General features: G+C 64.6%; 19 protein-coding genes. 12 read left to right on the forward strand and 7 right to left on the reverse strand.

Features of this window, described 5'->3' with window-relative positions:
- Nucleotides 1-496: 496 nt before the first annotated feature.
- From JGZ97_RS06510 to napF, 7 genes are read right to left on the reverse strand one after another with little or no spacing between them, the layout of a single operon-like run.
- Nucleotides 497-1,099 carry a NapC/NirT family cytochrome c gene (locus JGZ97_RS06510; protein WP_207061820.1) on the reverse strand — a complete coding sequence of 201 codons (603 nt, stop codon included), beginning with the start codon at nt 1,097-1,099 and terminating at the stop codon, nt 497-499.
- A gap of 39 nt (nt 1,100-1,138) precedes the next feature.
- A complete protein-coding gene (locus JGZ97_RS06515) occupies nt 1,139-1,588 on the reverse strand; it encodes a nitrate reductase cytochrome c-type subunit (RefSeq protein ID WP_207061821.1) in 450 nt (149 codons plus the stop codon).
- Nucleotides 1,585-2,451: a quinol dehydrogenase ferredoxin subunit NapH gene (gene napH / locus JGZ97_RS06520; protein WP_242521587.1), complete on the reverse strand. Its 867-nt coding sequence runs from the start codon at nt 2,449-2,451 to the stop codon at nt 1,585-1,587. Before napH ends, JGZ97_RS06515 begins: the two co-directional genes overlap by 4 nt.
- Nucleotides 2,448-3,218 (reverse strand): ferredoxin-type protein NapG, encoded by a 771-nt coding sequence (gene napG, locus JGZ97_RS06525; protein ID WP_207061822.1) that lies wholly within the window; start codon nt 3,216-3,218, stop codon nt 2,448-2,450. The genes napH and napG overlap by 4 nt, the downstream gene beginning before the upstream one ends.
- Before the next feature lie 30 nt (nt 3,219-3,248).
- A complete protein-coding gene (napA, locus tag JGZ97_RS06530; protein ID WP_207061823.1) occupies nt 3,249-5,753 on the reverse strand; it encodes a nitrate reductase catalytic subunit NapA in 2,505 nt (834 codons plus the stop codon).
- 12 nt (nt 5,754-5,765) lie between these two features.
- Entirely contained in the window at nt 5,766-6,035 is a 270-nt protein-coding gene (locus JGZ97_RS06535; RefSeq protein ID WP_207061824.1) for a chaperone NapD, read from the reverse strand.
- Nucleotides 6,036-6,040: 5 nt separating this feature from the next.
- Nucleotides 6,041-6,544, reverse strand: a complete 504-nt coding sequence (napF, locus tag JGZ97_RS06540; RefSeq protein WP_207061825.1) for a ferredoxin-type protein NapF — start codon at nt 6,542-6,544, stop codon at nt 6,041-6,043.
- Between the two features lie 485 nt (nt 6,545-7,029).
- Here napF and JGZ97_RS06545 point away from each other — a divergent pair, with 485 nt between their 5' ends.
- The 12 genes from JGZ97_RS06545 (at nt 7,030) to JGZ97_RS06600 (ending at nt 19,254) form a co-directional block, all read left to right on the forward strand.
- The gene (locus JGZ97_RS06545; RefSeq protein ID WP_207061826.1) at nt 7,030-9,057 is read left to right on the forward strand and encodes a methyl-accepting chemotaxis protein; all 2,028 of its coding nucleotides are present in this window, start codon (nt 7,030-7,032) and stop codon (nt 9,055-9,057) included.
- Nucleotides 9,058-9,156: 99 nt separating this feature from the next.
- Nucleotides 9,157-10,008 carry a deoxyribonuclease IV gene (gene nfo, locus JGZ97_RS06550; RefSeq protein WP_207061827.1) on the forward strand — a complete coding sequence of 284 codons (852 nt, stop codon included), beginning with the start codon at nt 9,157-9,159 and terminating at the stop codon, nt 10,006-10,008.
- Nucleotides 10,009-10,300: 292 nt separating this feature from the next.
- Entirely contained in the window at nt 10,301-11,890 is a 1,590-nt protein-coding gene (locus JGZ97_RS06555) for a PAS domain-containing methyl-accepting chemotaxis protein (RefSeq protein ID WP_207061828.1), read from the forward strand.
- A gap of 55 nt (nt 11,891-11,945) precedes the next feature.
- Entirely contained in the window at nt 11,946-12,128 is a 183-nt protein-coding gene (locus tag JGZ97_RS06560) for a hypothetical protein (protein ID WP_207061829.1), read from the forward strand.
- Nucleotides 12,129-12,178: 50 nt separating this feature from the next.
- Nucleotides 12,179-13,312, forward strand: a complete 1,134-nt coding sequence (locus tag JGZ97_RS06565; protein WP_207061830.1) for a PQQ-dependent sugar dehydrogenase — start codon at nt 12,179-12,181, stop codon at nt 13,310-13,312.
- Between the two features lie 10 nt (nt 13,313-13,322).
- Nucleotides 13,323-14,303, forward strand: a complete 981-nt coding sequence (locus tag JGZ97_RS06570; protein ID WP_207061831.1) for a lyase — start codon at nt 13,323-13,325, stop codon at nt 14,301-14,303.
- Between the two features lie 75 nt (nt 14,304-14,378).
- Nucleotides 14,379-14,654: an HlyU family transcriptional regulator gene (locus JGZ97_RS06575; protein WP_207061832.1), complete on the forward strand. Its 276-nt coding sequence runs from the start codon at nt 14,379-14,381 to the stop codon at nt 14,652-14,654.
- A gap of 4 nt (nt 14,655-14,658) precedes the next feature.
- Entirely contained in the window at nt 14,659-15,432 is a 774-nt protein-coding gene (gene modA, locus JGZ97_RS06580; protein WP_207061833.1) for a molybdate ABC transporter substrate-binding protein, read from the forward strand.
- Nucleotides 15,425-16,108 carry a molybdate ABC transporter permease subunit gene (gene modB / locus JGZ97_RS06585; protein WP_207061834.1) on the forward strand — a complete coding sequence of 228 codons (684 nt, stop codon included), beginning with the start codon at nt 15,425-15,427 and terminating at the stop codon, nt 16,106-16,108. The genes modA and modB overlap by 8 nt, the downstream gene beginning before the upstream one ends.
- On the forward strand, nt 16,105-17,184 hold the full coding sequence (modC, locus tag JGZ97_RS06590; protein ID WP_207061835.1) for a molybdenum ABC transporter ATP-binding protein: 1,080 nt from the start codon (nt 16,105-16,107) through the stop codon (nt 17,182-17,184). Before modB ends, modC begins: the two co-directional genes overlap by 4 nt.
- Nucleotides 17,185-17,288: 104 nt before the next feature.
- Nucleotides 17,289-18,479: an NAD(P)/FAD-dependent oxidoreductase gene (locus JGZ97_RS06595; RefSeq protein WP_207061836.1), complete on the forward strand. Its 1,191-nt coding sequence runs from the start codon at nt 17,289-17,291 to the stop codon at nt 18,477-18,479.
- Nucleotides 18,480-18,507: 28 nt separating this feature from the next.
- Nucleotides 18,508-19,254 carry a hypothetical protein gene (locus JGZ97_RS06600; protein WP_207061837.1) on the forward strand — a complete coding sequence of 249 codons (747 nt, stop codon included), beginning with the start codon at nt 18,508-18,510 and terminating at the stop codon, nt 19,252-19,254.
- The last annotated feature ends 86 nt before the right edge of the window (nt 19,255-19,340 follow it).

The following is a 19,340-nucleotide window of genomic DNA, read 5'->3' on the forward strand; positions in this document are numbered from 1 at the left end:
AGCTCCGTCTGCTTGCCGGAAAACGGGCATGCAGGCGGTGTGAAATGATCAAAAACCGGGTTATTACGCCGCAAATGCGGCTTGAGCAGCGGAGTAGCTCAGGAGATGGGACTTAATCGTAGGTTCCTTAGTACAAGCGGCCCTGAAGGTCAGGCCACATTACAATATTCCATATCAGGTTCTGAATCTGATGCAGAAGCGTATGTGTATGCATACAAGAAGATGGATAAATGGCATTTATACGAAGTCGTTGTCTACAGTGAAGATCTAGGAAAACGTATAAATGTCGTTTCCCCAACCCAGTAAAAATGCTAACAAGGCGTTCAACTTCAAGCCCAGCTTCGCAGCCGCGCCACCATTGGTAACTCCAACCCCCTAGCGTTCTTGAACAGAAGCGCAGCAGGCCACGCTTCAAGCCTCCGGTGCAAATGCCCTTGTCTTGTCCTGAAATAAAAAAGCCGCCCGCAGGCGGCTTTTTTGGAGAACGTGCTTTGCATCAACCGTCCCAGCCCTCCACGCCTTCCATGTCGGGCAACTGGTGGGCGATGCCCTTGTGGCAGTCGATACAGGTCTTGCCGCCGCTGCCCAAGGCCTCCTCGTGCTGCTCAAAGCCACGCCTGCTCTGTTCGCTGAAGTCCATGGAGATGTAATTGTGGCAGTTGCGGCACTCCCGCGAGTCGTTCTCCTTCATCCGTTTCCATTCCCGGGCCGCCATCTCTCCCCGATGGGCCTGGAACTTTTCCCGGGTGTCGATCTTGCCGGTGATTTTGCCCCACACTTCCCGTGACGCCGCGATCTTGCGAATGATCTTGTAGGTCCACTCCTTAGGCACGTGACAGTCCGGGCAGGTGGCCCGCACGCCGGAGCGGTTGGTGTAGTGGATGGTCTCTTTGAGCTCCTGGTAGACGTTGTCACGCATTTCGTGACAACCGATACAGAATTCCTCCTTGTTGGTCATCTCCAGGCCGGTATTGAAACCGCCCCAGAAAATAATCCCCGCGATAAAGCCGCCCATCAGAATCAGGCCCATCGCGACGCCGGCCGGTTTGGTCAGCATCGTCCAGTAGCGAGCGAGCATGCCTTTACGTTCTTTTGCCATGAGCGTTTGCCCCTTCAGTCGGTGAAATCGTCAAGCCGGTCACTTCTTCAGGTCGGAGGTGGACTGGTACTCGTTGTTCACGATCGGCTTGGTTTCAGCCTGGGGAACATGGCACTGCAGACAGAAATAGCGGCGCGGTGAGATATCGGCCAGCGCGTGTCCGTCACGGGTCTCGAAATGGGTGAGGCTGACCTTGGTCGCCCCGGCCTCCTTGTAGCGTTCCCAGCTGTGGCAGGAGAGGCACTTATTGGCGCGCAGATCCACCTGGTAGCCCCGCACATCGTGGGGAATGACCGGCGGTTGCTGAACATAATTGCGCTTAACCAGCAACTCGTCCTTGTTCACCTGGTGCATCAGGGGCGCCTCGTTGGTGGCGTCGAGCTCCTTAAAACCGCGTAGAGACTCCAGGCCGCCGATATCCCCAAAGCTCTGGCTTGCTACCGAGTAGCTGCCCAGGACCAGGGTCAGAACCACGGTCGTTCTCTTCATGATTGTTTCTCCATCTGGTTAGCAAATCGACTGCCAAATTCGAAAACGTCTACGGAACAAATATCGATGCAGCGCCCGCAATTGGTGCAATCGCCGGAGAGAATCACCGGCCCCTGCCCCCGCCGCTCACCCTTCAGGGCCGGCTTGATCACATGGGGCTCAGGGCACACCGCGAAGCAATCGCCGCAGTCGTAACAGGCTCGACGCCGGGTGGCTTTTACCCGCAGCAGGCTGGCCCTGCCGATAAGCCCGTACAGGGCCCCCATGGGGCAGAGGTGGCCGCACCACCCCCGGGGGACGTAGAACAGGTCAAACACAAACACCGCGATCACCAGCAGCCAGCCGGCCCCGATCCCGAACAGCAGCCCCCGGTGCAGCTGGGACACCGGGTTGACCAGTTCCCAGATCACCATTCCGGTCAGCAGCGGCAGCAACAGGGCCAGCCCCAGCACGGCGAACCGCAGCCGCCGGGACAGCGTGTGCCGGGGCCGAATGGACCAGCGCCGTCCCGCCCAGGCGGCGAGGTCCGTGACCGGGTTGACCGGGCAGACCCAGCTGCAAAACACCCGCCCGCCCACCAGGGCGTAAAAGGCGCTCACCAGCGCCATGCCGATCAGCGCCGAAGCCTCAAGGGGGTGCCCCGCGGCCAGGCTCTGCAAGGTGACGAAGGGGTCGGCCAACGGCACCGTCTGCAGCAGCTCGCTGGCGCTGAGATTGCCCTTGAGAATCCAGAAACCGCCCACCGGCCCCAGCAGAAACAGCCCCAGTACCGCTACCTGGGTCAGGCGCCGCAGGAGCAGCCAGCGGTGGCTGCGCAGCCAGCCCTTGGCTTCAATCGCATCACGACCGGCCATGGCGATCATTGCCCCCCCTCCGGTCTGCGCTCCGGCAGTTTGAGCACGTCGGGAATCAGGGACTCGCCGTCGTTGGCCTCCTTCTCCTTCCACCCCAGCCGGTAATGGCCGCCGATCTGCCCCTTGGCCAGGTGCAGCGGCACGACCTTGATCGCCGCCTCCTCGAGCACGCAGGCCTGCTCGCACTTGCCGCACCCGGTGCAGGCATCGGAGTGGACCGTGGGAATAAAGCGGGCGTGGTGGCCGGTGCGGCTGTCGTGTTCCATCTCCAGGGTGATGGCCTCGTCGATCAAGGGACAGACCCGGTAGCAGACGTCGCAGCGCAGACCGAGCACGTTAAGGCAGGTCTCCCGGTCGATCAGCACCGCCAGCCCCATTCGGGCCTCGTCGATGTCGGTCAGGGTCGGCGCCAGGGCGCCGCTGGGGCAGGCGGCGACGCAAGGAATGTCGTCGCACATCTCGCACGGCACCTCCCGGGCGGTGAAATAGGGGGTGCCGTTGGCCACCGGGTCGGTGAGGGTGGCGAGCTTGAGGGTGTCGTAGGGGCAGTCCCGCACGCAGAGCCCGCAGCGCAGGCAGGCGCCGAGAAATTCCTCCTCCGCCAGCGCGCCCGGCGGTCGCAGTGCCTCGGGCGCGTGGGAGCGGGCCCGGGTACCGTAAAGCCCCAGTCCCAGTCCCAGCAGACCGAGCCCCGTCAGGCTGCGGGCCGAGTCGCTCAGAAAGCGACGCCGGCTGCGCCCCTTCTGGCTCCCTGCGTTGTCACCCTGTCCGCTCATCGCGCTTCACTCAAACGGGTTGCGATAACCCTAGGCTTTCATCACCTTGACCGCGCACTTCTTGAAGTCGGTCTCTTTGGAGAGCGGATCGGTGGCGTCCAGGGTCAGTTTGTTCACCAGCCGCCCCGCGTCAAAGAAGGGTGCAAACACCAGCCCCTGGGGCGGGCGGTTACGCCCGCGGGTCTCGACCCGCATCAGCACTTCGCCGCGACGGCTGACGATCCGGGCCTCCTGACCGCGGCGCAGGTTGCGCGCCTTGGCGTCCTCGGGGTGCATGTAGAGCACGGCGTCGGGGACCGCCCGGTAGAGTTCCGGCACGCGCCGGGTCATGGTGCCGGTGTGCCAGTGCTCCAGTACCCGTCCGGTTGAAAGCCAGAGGTCATACTCCTGATCCGGCATTTCAACCGGGTCCTCATAGGGCAAGGCGAAGATCACCGCTTTCTTGTCCGGCTTGCCGTAGAACTGGACCTCGCTCCCTTTCTCCACGTAGGGGTCGTAGCCTTCGCGGAAACGCCACAGGGTCTCCTTGCCGCCCACCACTGGCCAGCGCAGGCCGCGGGCCTGGTGGTACATCTCAAAGGGCGCCAGGTCGTGGGCCTTGCCCCGCCCGAAGGCGGCGTACTCTTCAAAGAGCCCCTTCTGCACGTAGAAGCCGAAGTGCTCCGCCTCGTTGTTGGGGAAGTCTTCGTTCACCTCGCTGGTCGGGAACGCGTCCACGTTGCCGTTGCGGTAGAGCACCTCGTAGAGGGTCTTGCCGCGGTACTCCGGCGCCTGCTCCAACAGGGCGTCGGACCAGACCTCCTCGGTCTTGAAGCGCTTGGAGAACTCCATCAACTGCCAGAGGTCGGACTTGGCGTCCCCCGGCGCCTGCACCTGCTGGCGCCAGAACTGGGTGCGCCGCTCGGCGTTGCCGTAAGCGCCCTCTTTTTCCACCCACATGGCGGTGGGCAGCACCAGGTCGGCCCCCTGGGCGGTGACCGTGGGGTAAGGGTCGGAGCAGACGACAAAGTTGTCCGGATTACGGTAGCCCGGATACCCCTCTTCGTTCATGTTGGGGGCCGCCTGCAGGTTGTTGTTGCACATCACCCAGTAGGCGTTGAGCTTGCCATCCTTGAGCATGCGGTTCTGCAGCACCGCGTGATACCCCACTTTTCCCGGTATGGTGCCGGCGGGCAACTTCCAGATCTCCTCCGCCTTGGCGCGATGCTTGGGGTTGGCGACCGCCATGTCCGCGGGCAGGCGATGGGCAAAGGTGCCCACCTCCCGGGCGGTACCGCAGGCCGAGGGCTGGCCGGTGAGGGAGAAGGGGCCGTTGCCGGGCTCGGAGATCTTGCCGGCCAGCAGGTGTACGTTATACACCAGGTTGTTGGCCCAGACCCCGCGCTGGTGCTGGTTGAAGCCCATGGTCCAGTAGGAGACCACCTTCTTCTCCGGGTCGGCATAGGTCTTGGCCAGTGCCTCCAGGTTTTGCGGCGGCACCCCGCTCAACTCAGACACTTTGTCCAGGGTGTAGTCGCTGACAAAGGAGGCGTACTCGTCGAAGGTCATGGGCGTCGACGCGCCGCTACCCGGGTTCTTGGAGCGCTGCTCGGCGGGATGGTCGGGCCGCAGGCCGTAACCGATGTCGGTGTCGCCGCGGCGGAAGTTGACGTGCTTGCTGACGAAGTCCTGGTTCACATGGCCGTTCTGAATGATGTAGTTGGCGATGTAGTTGAGAATTGCCAGGTCGGTATGCGGAGTGAAGATCATACCGTTGTCCGCCAGCTCAAAGCTGCGGTGCTGGAAGGTGGAGAGTACGTGCACCTGCACGCCGGGGGCGCTCAGGCGCCGGTCAGCCAGGCGCGACCAGAGAATGGGGTGCATCTCCGCCATATTCGAGCCCCAGAGCACGAAGGCGTCGGCGTTTTCCAGGTCGTCGTAACAGCCCATGGGCTCGTCGATCCCGAAGGTGCGCATAAAGCCGCCCACGGCCGAAGCCATGCAGTGACGGGCGTTGGGGTCGATGTGGTTGGTGCGGAACCCCGCTTTCATCAGTTTGGAGGCGGCATACCCCTCCCAGACGGTCCACTGCCCCGAACCGAACATCCCCACCGGCGGCATCTCGTCGCTGTTGCGGGTCTTGGCGATGGCCGCCTTGAACTTCTCGGCCATGATGTCGAAGGCCTGGTCCCAGCTGATGGGGGTGAACTCGCCGTTCTTGTCGTATTCACCGTTGGTCATGCGCAGCAGGGGCGTGGTGAGGCGGTCCTGGCCATACATGATCTTGGACAGGAAGTAGCCCTTGATGCAGTTGAGCCCTTTGTTAACCGGCGCATCCGGGTCGGCCTGGGTCGCCACCACCCGCCCCTTCTGAGTACCCACCAGCACCGAGCAACCGGTGCCGCAGAAACGGCACGGCGCCTTGTCCCAACGGATTTCAGACTCGCTGGAACGGGCCAGCAGGTTGGTGGCCGATGCCGGGACCGACACCCCTGCGGCGGCGGCGGTGGCGGCGACGGCGTTGCTCTTTACAAAGTCTCGTCTTGTCAGCTTCATGGTTCTCTCCTGCTAGAGCGCTTGCTCTTCGCGGTGGTGGTACACCAGCGAGGTCGACACTACGCCGGGCATATTGTTGATCGCTTCAATGGTGGTCATCACAAGTTGCTCGCCGCCGATCTCCTCGACGGTCACCACCAGGTTTCCCTGTTCACTCGCGGCGTGAACTTCCACCCCTCTGAGCGCCCGAAGGCGTTCGGTCAAGCGCGCGACTTTCTCCGGTCGTGCGCGCACCACCATGCCGGTGATGTCAAATTCCGCGGGGGCATTCTGGCTTGGCATAAGGGTCACACTCCCCTTTCAGGACGTTGCATGGAAATGGCTTGGGTGGGACAGACGCTGAGGCAGGCACCGCAGCCGGTACAGGTTTCAAGTTGCACCTGCGGCTCGGCCGCCCGGCCAAGGCGCGGCGTAAAGCGGATTGCGCCGGGCTCGCAGGCCTCCTCGCACCGGCGGCACTCCACGTTACGCAGAGTGACGCAGGCCGCGCCGACCTGCGCCCGGATGGTCCAGGGAGACGCCTCCCGGGACCGGAACAGGGGCTCTGGGCAGGCACCGGCGCAGTCACCGCAAAAGGTGCACTCACCCAGTTGAAAGTCGAGTTCGGGATAGCCGCCGGAGCCGGCGTGAATAATCTGGGTCGGGCAGGCCTTGATGCAGTCCCCACAACGTGTACAACCGTCGGTGAAAGCGATTTCAGCGACACTCCAGGGCGGGCGTTGGGGTTGCCGCCGGGCGCCCAGGTCACCTTTGAAAAGCTGACGCCGGGCTGGGTTAAAGGAGCTGCTCATAGCGGTGGGTCCTGACCAGGTTCCGCCGGTTTCTGCGTCCGGTCTGTCTAAAACCTAGATGGGGGTGGACAATATTTCAAACGGTGCAAAAAAGCGTTTCGTCAGCACTTTAAAAAACCCCATTCGATTGCGTTGCTTAGGGGCAATATGGACGAGGAGAAAAAAGACCGACTTGATCTTTATCAAGCCCGCCCCTCATCACTTCGGTGTTGCAGGCGTATCGAAAACCGCACAACAAGTCGGGAGGAGCGCCGACAGCAGAAGCCTCCCTGCGCACCCCTGCCGCCGCGCCCCACTCAAAAACCTGCACCGCGTCAAACGCACGGAGAGCTGCGCACAGAAAACCCACCGCAGTGACATAGATCAATTAATCACGTATTCCCGCTGTTTTACCCGGCCCCTACATTGTGCGCTTCAGGTCAATGTTTTAACGTCCCCCGGTTTTCAACGAAAGTCTAACAACAACAAGAAAGAGAGAGGTTGCGATGCGCTTCAACAGCCTGAGCATTGTGCGCCAGATTACGCTGGTCTTTTTGATCACCCTGCTGGCGGTGTTCTCCACCACCGGTTTTGTCACCTACCAGCGAATGTCCGGCATTCTGCTCGACAAGGCCGAGGTGGAGATCGACAAGCAGGTGCAGATCATTCGCGACCTCATGGAGCAGCAGTTCAACGCCTACGCGGTGCAGGCCAACTCCCTGGCCGACTCCTTTGAAAAGATGTTCCCCAACGGTATCGAGCAGCAGCGGGGAACCACCGATATCAACGGCCAGGCCGTGCCCGTCCTCTCCACCCTGGGCATCCGGCTCAACAACAACTCCAGCATCCCCGATGTATTCACCAAGCGCACCGGCGCCATCGCCGCCGTCTACTCGCGGGCTGGCGATGACTTCATCAGCATCAGCACCAGCCTGGAGAAAGCCGACGGCTCCCGCGCCATCGGCCAGCGCCTGGAGAGCACCCATCCGGGCTACCAGAAGCTGCAGGCCGGCGAAGCCTACACCGGCTGGGCCCGGCTGTTCGACCGCTACTACATGACGGTTTACAAACCGATCGTGTTTAAAGGCGAAGTCGTCGGCGCGCTCTCTATCGGCTTCGACATCACAGAAGCCATGGGGCTGCTGTTCGAAGGGCTCGCCGAGATCCGCTTCGGCGACACCGGCTACGTATTCCTGGTGCGCGCCGACGCGGGCAGCCAGGGTGAGTTCTTCTACCACCCGAACCAGAGCCAGGACGCCAACGTGCTGGCCCTGGAGACCCCCGATGGCGCCAAGCCCTTTGACCAGCTCTTCGCCGCCGACAAGGGGGCCTTCACCTATTCCGGGTCCCATGCCGACGGCCGGATCGAGACCAAGAACCTGTTCTTCCACAAGGCGCCGCAGTGGAACCTGGTGATCGCCGGCGGCTCCTTCGTCAGCGAATACCAGAAAGAGTCCTCGGCGGTGGTCACCCTGATCGTCATCATCTCCGCCCTCGGCGCCCTCGCCGCCGCGCTGGTCGTGGGCTGGATGCTCAACCGGACCCTCGCGCCCCTGCAACGGCTGGTGGCGCAACTGCGCCGGGTCGGTGACGGCGAAGTCAGCGTGCAGGTGGACAACGTCCAGGCCAACTCCCGCAACGAGGTCCACCAGATGGCCTCGGGCGTGCAGGAGATGGCCGACAGCATCCGCCGCCTGATCGAGCGCTTCCGCCAGTCGGTGAACGAACTCGATACCGCCACCGGGCGCATGCACGGCTCGGCGACGGTCAGCGGAGCCGCAGCCCGCGAGCTGCAGGCCCACACCGACCAGATCGCGACCGCCATCGAAGAGATGTCCGCCACCGTCGAGGAGGTCGCCCGCAGCGCCCAGGAGGCCGCCAGCAACGCCGCCTCGGTGGACCAGGAGACCCGCTCCGGGGCCCGTCTGGTCGCGGAGGTGATCACCGAGATCGAGGCACTTAACGCCCGGATTCAGGACTCGAGTGAGGCGATCACCGCGGTCAACCGCGACAGCGAGTCGATCCAGCAGGTGATCCGGGTGATCAACGAAATCGCCGAGCAGACCAACCTGCTGGCCCTCAATGCCGCCATTGAGGCGGCGCGGGCCGGCGACCAGGGGCGCGGCTTTGCGGTGGTCGCCGATGAGGTGCGACAGCTCGCTCAGCGCACCCAGAACTCCACCCAGGAGATCGAGCAGACCGTGGTCAGCCTCGGAAGCAGCACCCAGCGCGCGGTCGCCCTGATGGAGCAGAGCCGCAGCAAGGGCGAGACGACCGTGGAAAAGGTCGGCCAGGCCGGGGAGTCGCTGGATGCCATCGCCGGGCGGGTCACCGGAATCGCCGACATGTCGGCACGCATCGCCACCGCGGCGGAGCAGCAATCGGCTGTGGCCAACGAAGTGGCGCAGACCCTGACCGACGTGCGCCACAAGGCGGATGCCGCCCTGGCCAACTCCCAACAGTCCGAGCAGGACGCCGCGCAGCTCTCACAGCTTGCCAAGGAGCTTGGCCAGCAGCTGTCGGTGTTCCGCTAAGCGACCCTGTCCGGTCTCACTCCGCCCCGCCGGCAAGGCCCCTTTTCACAGCCAGCCGGCGGCGGTAGGGTGAACATTTTCTGTAGAGAGGTAGCCACCGTGAAATATGTGGGAGCCCACGTCAGCGCCGCCGGCGGGGTGGAAAACGCCCCTTTAAACGCGGCCCAGATCGGGGCGCGGGCGTTTGGCGTGTTCACCAAAAATCAGCGCCAGTGGCAGGCCAAGCCGCTGACCGAGGCCGGTATCGAGGCCTTCAAACGCAACCTGGCCGAGACCGGCATCGCCCCCGAGGCAGTGCTGGTGCACGACTCCTACCTGATCAACCTTGGCCATCCTGATCCCGAGGCACTGGCCAAGTCCCGTGCCGCCTTCGTCGACGAGATGGCCCGTTGCGCCCAACTGGGACTTCCCCTGCTCAACTTCCACCCGGGCAGCCACCTGCGCAAGATCGATGAGCAGCGCTGCCTGGCGCTGATCGCCGACTCCATCAACCAGGCCCTGGCGCAGGTTGAGGGGGTCACCGCGGTGATCGAGAATACCGCCGGCCAGGGCTCGAACCTGGGCTGGCGCTTCGAGCACCTGGCCGAGATTATCCACCGCGTCGAGGACAAGTCCCGGATCGGCGTCTGTATCGACACCTGCCACGCCTTCGCCGCGGGCTACGACCTGCGCACCCGCGCCGCCTGCGAGCAGACCTGGGCCGAGTTCGACCGGGTGGTGGGCTTTGACTACCTGCGCGGCATGCATATCAACGACGCCAAGAGCGACTTCGGCTCCCGCGTGGATCGCCACCACAGCCTCGGGGCCGGCAACATCGGCTGGGACGCCTTTGCCTACATCATGCAGGACCCGCGCTTCGACGGCATTCCCCTCATCCTGGAAACGGTGGACGCGTCAATCTGGGCCGACGAAATTAACGCCCTCTACGCACTGGCAGCCCCTCTCCCCTGATCCAACGCGCACCATTTAAGGGCAACCATGGGCGCAGACGTAAGTAAAGTCCCTGATTAATAGGCCTTTTTTAACTTAAATCTATACTTTCCCGGCTTTTCTACGCTATAAAAACGGCTGTACCCAGGTGCGCCGGAAGGCACGGAACGCAGTAGCCCCGCCCAGCGGAGAAGCCCTTGATGCCTGTCGACCTCGTTTTCCGCTGTACCCCAACCCGCTTCGTCCCTACCCCCGGGGCTGGCCTGTCGCCAGCCACCGCGGGCAAGTCGCGCCCAGAGCAGGAGAGCGTCGTATGAAGGTCAACCAGCCCGTTACCAACCGAGAACAGCCGCTGCGACCCGATCACAGCATTATCTCGATGACCGACCTCAAGGGGATCATCACCTATGTGAACCGGGACTTCATCGAGATCAGCGGTTTCGAGGAAGAGGAGCTGCTGGGCAAAAACCACAACCTGATCCGTCACCCCGACATGCCCCCGGCTGCATTCCAGGACCTCTGGGACACGGTCAAGGCCGGCCGTCCCTGGCGAGGTATCGTCAAGAACCGCTGCAAGAACGGCGACCACTACTGGGTCGAAGCGTTCGTGATGCCGGTCATCAAGCAGGGCCAGATCCAGGGCTATCAGTCGGTGCGCAGCAAGCCCAGCAGTGAACAGGTGCGGGCCGCCGATGCCCTCTACAACCGCATGAACCGGGAGAAGATCAGTTCCCTTCCCCGCCAGCGCGACCTGCGCCTGCGCATCAGCACCCAGTTCAAACTGCTGCAAACCCTGTGGCTCTTGGCCCTGGCCGCCCTCCTGCTACTTTCGCCCGCGTGGACCCTGCCCCAGTACCTGGTCGCGGGACTGGCGCTGGGCCTTTATGGCTTCGGTTTCTACTGGGTGCGCCGGCGGGTGATCGCGCCACTGCGATCCCTGGCAGAGGCCACCCAAAAGCTGGCCAACGGCGACCTGCGAACGCCGATTCCCGTGGATCAGGTCGGGGCGCTGGGCGAGATGCAGCTGTCACTGAACATGGTGCGCGCGCGCCTCAAGGCAGTGATCGGCCGCATCCAGGAAGCCACCACCGGGATGGCCGCCTCGGCAACCCAGTTTGACGGCCTCAGCACCCAGACCCAGCAGCAGATGCAGGCCCAGATGGCCGAGACCGAACAGGTCGCCACCGCCATGAACGAGATGTCCGCCAGCGTGCAGGAGGTGGCCGGCCACACCCGCGAGGCGAGCGAGGGGGCGGCCGGCGCCCAGCGCGAGGCCCTTGGTGGAGCCGAGATCGTGGCCCGTACCCAGGCCAGCATCAGCCGTCTGGCCGATGAAGTCAGCGCCGCCGAAGCGACCATCCGCGGGCTGCACCAGGACAGCAACGCCATCGGCTCCATCATCGACGTGATTCGCGATGTCGCCGAACAGACCAACCTGCTGGCCCTCAACGCCGCCATCGAGGCGGCCCGGGCCGGCGATCAGGGCCGCGGCTTTGCGGTGGTGGCCGAGGAAGTGAGGGCCCTCGCGCAACGGGTGCAGAGCTCCACCGACGAAATCCACCGCATGATCGGTAAATTGCAGGCGGGCACCGATGACGCGGTATCAGCCATGCAGCAGGGACGCGCCTGCACCGAGGAGTGTGTGCGCCAGGGCGAAGAGGCTGACGCTGCCCTGAAGCGGATCAGCACGGCGGTGGGCAGCATCCGCGACATGAACACCCAGATCGCCAGCGCCGCCGACGAGCAATCCCGGGTGGCCGAGGAGATGAGCCGCAATATCGTCGGCATCCGCGACATGGCGGTACGCACCGCCGACTCCTGTGAAAAGACCTCCAGCGCCAGCAGTCAGCTGGCCGGCTCCGCCCGACGCCTGGAGTCCCTGACCCAGGATTACGAGGCCTGAGGAACCAATCGCGCCCACGGGGCGTCCACAGGGCAGGTTTTTCGCTGGAGTTGGCATGAAAAAAGTTTTCCTGGCAGCGCTGCTTTTGCTCCCCTGCGGGCCGCTGGCCGCCGCGCCCGCGCCCTGGTACCTCTGGCAGAGCAAGCTGGACGGGCGCCTGCTCTGTATCCAGTCCACTCCGGGTGAAGGCTGGGTCCGCATCGGCGGTCCCTTCCGCAGCTCCCGGTGCGGACGCTAGCCGCCCGTGCCCTGGTCTATGCTGCCGTTAACCCACGAGAGGAGCCCCGCATGCCCCCGCTACGCCAGGCGCTGAGCGCCACCCTGTTGATCTTCGCCCTGCTCCCCGCGGCCCGGGCTGAGCCCCTTTACCAGGGCAGCAGCGAGGGGATGCCTTTCGAAGTTGAGACGCTGGCCACAGGGCTTGGCATTCCCTGGTCGCTGGTATTCATCGGCCCTCAGCAGCTGCTGTTCACCGAACGGGATGGGGGGCTTGGGGTGCTGAACGTAGATACCGGTCAGCTGCAAGCGATCACCGGTGCTCCCGAGGTTCGCGCCAAGGGCCAGGGAGGACTGCTGGATGTGGCGACGACGCCGGACTACCGCCCCGGGGACTGGCTCTATTTTACCTACAGCAAGCCCCAAGAGGATCGCGGCGTCACCGCCCTGGCCCGGGCACGCCTGGACGGCCTAGCACTGACAGACTGGGAGGATCTGGTGGTCACCCGCTCGGCCACCGGCACCGACCGCCACTACGGCAGTCGCATTGCCTTCGACGGCCAGGGGCACCTGTTCTTCACCGTGGGTGACCGGGGCAAGCGGCCCAACGGCCAGGACCTGACCACCCACGCGGGGGCCGTGCTGCGGGTGACCCTCGAAGGCGAAATGCCCGATGACAACCCCTTTTTAAGCCAGGAAGGCGCCCTGGCCGAAATCTGGAGCTACGGGCACCGCAACCCCCAGGGCATCGCCTATGACGCCGCAAACGATCGCCTCTGGGAGATCGAGCACGGCCCCCGGGGAGGCGATGAGATCAACCTGATTGAACGCGGGGAAAATTATGGCTGGCCGGTGGTCTCCCAGGGCAAGGAGTACTGGGGCCCGGTGGACGTTGGCGAAGCCGACCACCGTCCCGACATGAAGGACCCGGTGAAGGTGTATATTCCCTCCATCGCCCCGGGGAGCCTGCTGCTCTACACCGGCGATGCTTTTCCGGCCTGGAAGGGCAACCTCTTTGCCGGCGCCCTTAAGCTCACGCACCTCAACCGAATCACCCTGAACGAAGCCGCAGAAGCGGTCGCTGAAGAGCGGCTGCTGGAGACACTGGAGGAGCGCATTCGGGCGCTGGCCCAGGATGCCCGTGGCTGGCTCTACCTCTCCACCGACAGCGGCAGCATTCTGCGCCTGCGCCCGGTACAGCCGTGAACCCTGCCTGATGGGCCGTCGGCTGACGCCGCTCCTGCTGTTTGCGAGCCTCGTTTGCGCCAACCTGGCGGCCGCCCCCGCGCTGAGCGAATGGCCACTGCCCTGGCCCGACAGCCTGCCGAGGGATCCGGTGATAGCGGCCGACGGCCGCGTCTGGTTCTGCGCCCAGCGGGGGGACTTCCTCGGCGTGTTCGACCCCGCCAGCGAGCGCTTCTCCCGCTTCCCGCTCCCCCCCGGTAGCGGCCCCCACGACCTGGCGATCGATTCCGACGGCCAGATCTGGTACGCGGGCAACGGCAACGCCCATCTCGGTCGGCTGGATCCGGCCAGTGGCGCCATCACTCCCTACCCGCTGCCACTCACCACCATGGATCCCCATACCCTGGCCCTGGATGGGCAGGGCAGCCTCTGGTTCACCCTGCCCGGGAGCAACCTCGTTGGGCGGCTGCAGTTGACCAGCGGTAATCTGCGTTTTGTAGCCCCCCTGACCGAGGCCGCCCGCCCCTCCGGCCTGCTGATCGACAGACGCGGGCACCCGCGGGTGGCGCTGTTCACCACCAACCGCATTGCCACGCTGGGCCCGCGCAGCATGCAGCTGATCGAGGGGGCTCTGCCCGCCCCCGGGGCCCGGCCACACCGCCTGACCTTGGGCGCCGACGGCGCGATCTGGTACTCCGACTCTGCCCGCGGCATCCTCGGCCGTTACCAGCCGACTCAGGGCTGGGTTCACGAGTGGCCCCTTCCCGGCGGCCCGGGGTCAAAACCCCACGGTCTGGCCCGGGACGCCCGTGGCCGCATCTGGGTCGCAGAGACCGGATTCGAACCTAACCGGCTGGTGGCCTTTGACCCCCAGGAAGGCAGGTTCGGCGCGGCTTTGGCCGTCGCCAGCGGCGCGGGCGGCATTCGCCGCATGCGCTTCGACCCTGCACGTAACGAGATCTGGTTCGGCACCGACCGCAACACCCTGGTGCGGCTGCGTCCCGGCCCCTGACCCCCTGCCCTTGACCCCCTGCCCCTTTCCTCCTGCGCCGTTTGGCTCCACAATAGGCGCCAAAAGGAGAAACTGATGTTAGCGAACCTGATACGTAAGCTTTTTGGCGGCGCCTCCGAGACGCCCCCCGCCCCCGAGCAGGCGGAGGTTTACAACGGCTACGAAATCACCCCCTGCCCCCAGCCCGCGGACGGACAGTTCCGCATCGCCGCGTTTATCCGTAAGGACGGGCGCGAACACCATTTAATCCGCGCCGACATTCTTCCCACCCGCAACGAATGCATCGAGCACTCACTGCGCAAGGCCCGGACGTTGATCGACCAACAAGGGGAGCGACTTTTCGAGCACTGACCCCATGGCCCTGATGCGCATCACCCTCTTGCTGCTGTTGCTGGTCAGCAGCCTCGGTGCCTCCGCCCGCACGGTCGAGCCGCTGCAGGTGGCGGTAGCCTCCAACTTCAAGCGCGCTTTTACCGCCATCGCCAGCCGCTTTGAAGCCGAGTACGGCCACCCGGTGGTCGCCACCTACGGCGCCACCGGAAAACACTACGCCCAGATCCTGCAGGGCGCCCCCTTCGATCTTTTCCTGGCCGCCGACACCGAACGGCCGCGACAACTGGAGCGAGCCGGCATTGCGCTGTCCGGCTCGCGCATCACCTACGCCGAGGGCCGTCTGGCGCTCTGGGGCCCCAACGCCCACGGTGAATCCGCCCTGATGATGCGGCTGAAAACCGGGCGTTTTAAGCACCTGGCAATCGCCAATCCCCGCTTCGCCCCCTACGGGCGGGCCGCCCAGGAGGCACTCGACGCCCTCGACCTCTGGGAGCAGGTCTCGGACCGGCTGGTGCGGGGGGAAAACGTGGCCCAGGCCTACCAGTTTGTCAGCAGCGGCAACGCCGACCTGGGCCTTGTCGCTTACGCCCAACTGATCGGCGATCGCCACGCTGACAAACAAACAGGCGCTTACACCCTGATTCCTGATACCCTGCACCAGCCGATTCGCCAGCAGGCGGTGCTCCTCAGTAACCGTCCGGCGGCCCGTCAGCTGCACCTTTTTTTGACGACACCGGCGATTCAGCAGCTGCTGGTGCGCTTTGGTTACGCCCCGCCGGAGCGAAAGCGTGCTTGATGCCTCAGATCTCAGCGCCCTGCTGATCACCCTCAAGCTGGCGGCGGTCACCACCCTGATTCTACTGTTGCTGGGCATGCCCCTGGCCTGGTGGCTGGCCCGCACCCGGGCGGCGTTCAAGCCCGTGGTGGAGACCCTGGTGGCCCTGCCGCTGGTACTGCCACCGACGGTGCTCGGCTTTTACCTGCTGATTGCCCTCGGGCCGCACGGCCCCATCGGCCAGCTGATGGCGTGGCTGGGAGGCCCCCAGCTGGCCTTCAGTTTCGCCGGGCTGGTAGTGGGCTCGGTCATCTACTCCCTGCCCTTCGTGGTGCAGCCGCTGCAGAACGCCTTCGCCGCCATCGATCCCCGTCTGCTCGAGGCGGCGGCCACCCTGCGGGCCCGCCCCCTGGACCGCTTTTTTTCGCTGGTGCTGCCCATGGCCCGCGCCGGCATCATCACCGCCATAACCCTCGGCTTTGCGCACACCCTGGGTGAGTTTGGCGTGGTATTGATGATCGGCGGCAACATCCCCGGTGAAACCCAGGTGTTGTCCATCGCCATTTACGATCATGTGGAGAGCCTGGCCTACGACCGCGCTCACTGGCTCTCCGGGGGGCTGCTGCTGTTCTCCTTCACGGTGCTGCTGCTGGTGTACCGGGTGAATCGCCGCGGTGCAGGGGGCCTGGGGACGTGAGCGCGCAGATCCACTTTCGTTACCGCCATCGCCGCGGAGAATTCGAGCTCTTGGTCGACAGCCAGGTGCCCGGGAAAGGCGTTACCGCCCTCTTCGGCCGCTCGGGCTCGGGGAAAACCAGCCTGCTGCGGTGCCTGGCGGGGCTGGAGCGCCCGGATGAGGCCTACCTGGCCATCGGCGATGAGGTACTTCACGACAGCCGGTCGGGTCATTTCGTCCCCCCCGAGGAGCGGGGCTTCGGTTACGTGTTTCAGGAGGGTGCGCTCTTCCCCCACCTCTCGGTGGCCGCAAACCTGGCCTATGGCCTCAAGCGCACCCCCGCCGCGCAGCAACGCCAGGCCCTGGCGCCGGTGGTCGAACTGCTGGGTCTCGGACCCTTGATGCAACAGTATCCGGCCCAGCTCTCAGGGGGTGAGAAACAACGGGTGGCCATCGGCCGGGCGCTGCTCAGCAGCCCCCGTACCCTGCTGATGGACGAGCCGCTGGCGGCGCTGGACCGCCAGCACAAGAACGAGATACTGCCCTACCTGGAGCGCCTGCACCGGGAGGTCGCCTTGCCGGTTCTCTATATCACCCACGACCCCCAGGAGATGACCCGGATCGCTGACCACCTGCTACTGCTCGATAGCGGCAGAGTGATCGCACAAGGCCCCCTCGACGAGGTGCTGGCAAGGCCGGAGCTGCCGCTTTCACGCACGGAGGATGCGGCCGTCGCGGTCACGGCGACCGTGATCGCCCAGGAGACGGAATTCGACCTCACCCGGCTCGCCTTCAGCGGCGGCGAACTGCTGGTAGGACGCATCGATGCGCCGGTCACCAGCCAGGTACGGGTGCAAATTCATGCCCGGGACGTCAGCCTGGCACTGACCCCGCCCGCGCAGAGCAGTATTCTCAATATCCTGCCGGCCCGGGTGGTCGCCCTGGAGTCCCACGATCGTGGTCGCATGGTGGTCCGACTGGACCTGGAGGGCACCGCCATCCTGGCGCGGATCACCCGCAAGTCGGCGGCACAGCTGGCCGTGCGCGAGGGCAGCCAGCTGTTTGCCCAGATCAAGGGGGTTTCACTGCTGGCCTAAAATGACCAGGGGTGATAGCGCAGCGTCAATCGGAATCCCCCGGCGGGGCTGTACCCGGGAGCCAAAATCACTACAATGGCGCCCCTTTACTCGGGGAAGCGAGAATGATCAGAACCACTGATGTGCTGGTGATCGGCGCCGGTGCCGCAGGCCTGATGTGCGCCGCGACTGCCGCCGCGCGCGGGCTCGCCGTGGTGGTGGTCGACCACGCCCGCAAGGCGGGAAAGAAAATTTTGGTCAGCGGCGGTGGACGCTGTAACTTCACCAACATGGACGTAGGCCCCGAACACTACCTCTGCGCCAACCCCCACTTCGTCAAGTCCGCCCTGGCCCGCTACTCCCAGTGGGACTTTATCGCGCTGGTCAGCCGCTACAACATCGCTTACCACGAACGCGAGCACGGCCGGCTTTTCTGCGACGGTTCAGCCAAGCAGATCGTCAACCTGCTGCTCAACGAAAACCAGGCCGCCGGCAGCCACGTGGAGCTCAATACCGAGATCAAGTCGGTGGAGCAAAACGAACAGGGGTTCCTGGTCACCACCGGACTGGACCGGATCCAGTGCCGTCACCTGGTGGTCGCCACCGGCGGACTCAGTTTTCCCAAGCTCGGCGCCACCGGTTTCGGCTACCGGATCGCGAAAATGTTCGGGCACCGGGTCCTGCCCACGCGTCCCGGGCTGGTGCCGCTGACCCTTGCTTCCGATACTGAGATGGCGCTGGACAAACTCTCTGGTATCAGCCTGCCCGTGCGCATGGGCGCCGAGGATGGCCGCCGTTTCACCGAGGACTGCCTCTTCACCCACCGGGGGCTCTCCGGACCCGCGGTGCTGCAGACCTCCAATTACTGGCAGCATCAGCAGCCCGTTGAGGTTGATCTGCTGCCCCAGGCGCAGATCGAGGCCGAGCTGCAGGCACTGCGCCAGAGCCAACCCGGCCTCTCGCTGCGCCGGGGTTTGACCCGCCACCTGCCCCGCCGCCTGATTGACACCCTGCTTGCCTCCCGGGTCAACCTGGACGGGCCGATCGGCCAGCTCACCCGGGAGCAAACGGACGCGGTGATCCAGACCCTGCACCACTGGCGCCCGGTGCCGAACGGGTCGGAAGGATTCGACAAGGCCGAGGTGACCCTGGGCGGGGTGGATACCAGCGAGATTTCTTCGAAAACCATGATGTCGCAGAAGGTGAAAAACCTCTATTTTGTCGGCGAAGTCATGGATGTCACCGGCTGGCTCGGTGGCTACAACTTTCAATGGGCCTGGTCATCCGGCTACTGCTGCGGCCAGGCAATGGATTAATGCCCGCCTAGCTTTCAAAGAGGACTGCATGGGGTTTGCTCTGTTCCGCTCAGCACCGCTGATCGATGATGTTTCCGCACGCTGGATGAGCACGGTGTTCGACTGGGCCCTGAGCCAGTTCGAGGCGCCCTATTTTCACCGCCACACCCCGCTGGTGCGCCCGGACAACACCCACTTCCCGGGGCGGGCCGCAAGCATCGAGGAGATGGCCGCCAACCTGCTGCGGCATACGCTTGCCCACGCCGGCCTGAGCCACTGGCCCCATCAGCTGGTAGAGGTCCGCAACCTGGAGGCCCTGCCGCCTTCTCCCCTGACCCCGGCCCAGGCACGGCGGGCGGAGCCTCCCACCCCGGCAGCGGAGCAGCTCCCCCTGGTCATTCCCTACGATGCAGCACAGGTCAACGATCCCCAGACCCTGGTGGCAAGTTACGCCACCTTTCTCGGCCACCACCTCGGCGAACTTGCAACGGTGCCGGCGCCGGCCACCGTCGAGCAGCAGCCCCTGGTGGCGGAGCTGGTGGGCATCTACCTGGGATTCGGGGTCCTCTTCGCCAACAGCGCCTTCGCCTTCAAAGGGGGCTGTGGCAGCTGCCGCCCGGGCTTTCAGCGCACCGCTTACCTGTCCCAGGACGAAGCCGTCTACGCCCTGGCCCTGTTTTGCCGGCACAAGCAGTTGGAAGCTCGGGAGGTGCTGCCGCACCTGAAAAAGCACCTGCGCCCCATCTATAAAAAGGCGCGCAAAGAGCTGCAGCGACGCATTGAGGAGGCGCACTAGGCAAGGTCGACGCCTCGGCCGCCCGGTTCTTATTCCGTATTGTTTACGGTAGCATCGGAGCTTAGGCCCAATCAGGGCGTGACACG

This window comes from Motiliproteus sp. SC1-56, from assembly GCF_017309075.1.
Classification (GTDB): Bacteria; Pseudomonadota; Gammaproteobacteria; order Pseudomonadales; family Balneatricaceae; genus Motiliproteus.

Excerpts from the sequence above, each read along its gene's own strand:
- JGZ97_RS06510 (WP_207061820.1), bottom strand. The coding sequence starts at position 1,099 with ATGGCAAAAGAACGTAAAGGCATGCTCGCTCGCTACTGGACGATGCTG.
- JGZ97_RS06515 (WP_207061821.1), bottom strand. The coding sequence starts at position 1,588 with ATGAAGAGAACGACCGTGGTTCTGACCCTGGTCCTGGGCAGCTACTCG.
- napH (WP_242521587.1), bottom strand. The coding sequence starts at position 2,451 with ATGATCGCCATGGCCGGTCGTGATGCGATTGAAGCCAAGGGCTGGCTG.
- napG (WP_207061822.1), bottom strand. The coding sequence starts at position 3,218 with ATGAGCGGACAGGGTGACAACGCAGGGAGCCAGAAGGGGCGCAGCCGG.
- napA (WP_207061823.1), bottom strand. The coding sequence starts at position 5,753 with ATGAAGCTGACAAGACGAGACTTTGTAAAGAGCAACGCCGTCGCCGCC.
- JGZ97_RS06535 (WP_207061824.1), bottom strand. The coding sequence starts at position 6,035 with ATGCCAAGCCAGAATGCCCCCGCGGAATTTGACATCACCGGCATGGTG.
- napF (WP_207061825.1), bottom strand. The coding sequence starts at position 6,544 with ATGAGCAGCTCCTTTAACCCAGCCCGGCGTCAGCTTTTCAAAGGTGAC.
- JGZ97_RS06545 (WP_207061826.1), top strand. The coding sequence starts at position 7,030 with ATGCGCTTCAACAGCCTGAGCATTGTGCGCCAGATTACGCTGGTCTTT.
- JGZ97_RS06555 (WP_207061828.1), top strand. The coding sequence starts at position 10,301 with ATGAAGGTCAACCAGCCCGTTACCAACCGAGAACAGCCGCTGCGACCC.
- JGZ97_RS06560 (WP_207061829.1), top strand. The coding sequence starts at position 11,946 with ATGAAAAAAGTTTTCCTGGCAGCGCTGCTTTTGCTCCCCTGCGGGCCG.
- JGZ97_RS06565 (WP_207061830.1), top strand. The coding sequence starts at position 12,179 with ATGCCCCCGCTACGCCAGGCGCTGAGCGCCACCCTGTTGATCTTCGCC.
- JGZ97_RS06570 (WP_207061831.1), top strand. The coding sequence starts at position 13,323 with ATGGGCCGTCGGCTGACGCCGCTCCTGCTGTTTGCGAGCCTCGTTTGC.
- JGZ97_RS06575 (WP_207061832.1), top strand. The coding sequence starts at position 14,379 with ATGTTAGCGAACCTGATACGTAAGCTTTTTGGCGGCGCCTCCGAGACG.
- modA (WP_207061833.1), top strand. The coding sequence starts at position 14,659 with ATGGCCCTGATGCGCATCACCCTCTTGCTGCTGTTGCTGGTCAGCAGC.
- JGZ97_RS06595 (WP_207061836.1), top strand. The coding sequence starts at position 17,289 with ATGATCAGAACCACTGATGTGCTGGTGATCGGCGCCGGTGCCGCAGGC.
- JGZ97_RS06600 (WP_207061837.1), top strand. The coding sequence starts at position 18,508 with ATGGGGTTTGCTCTGTTCCGCTCAGCACCGCTGATCGATGATGTTTCC.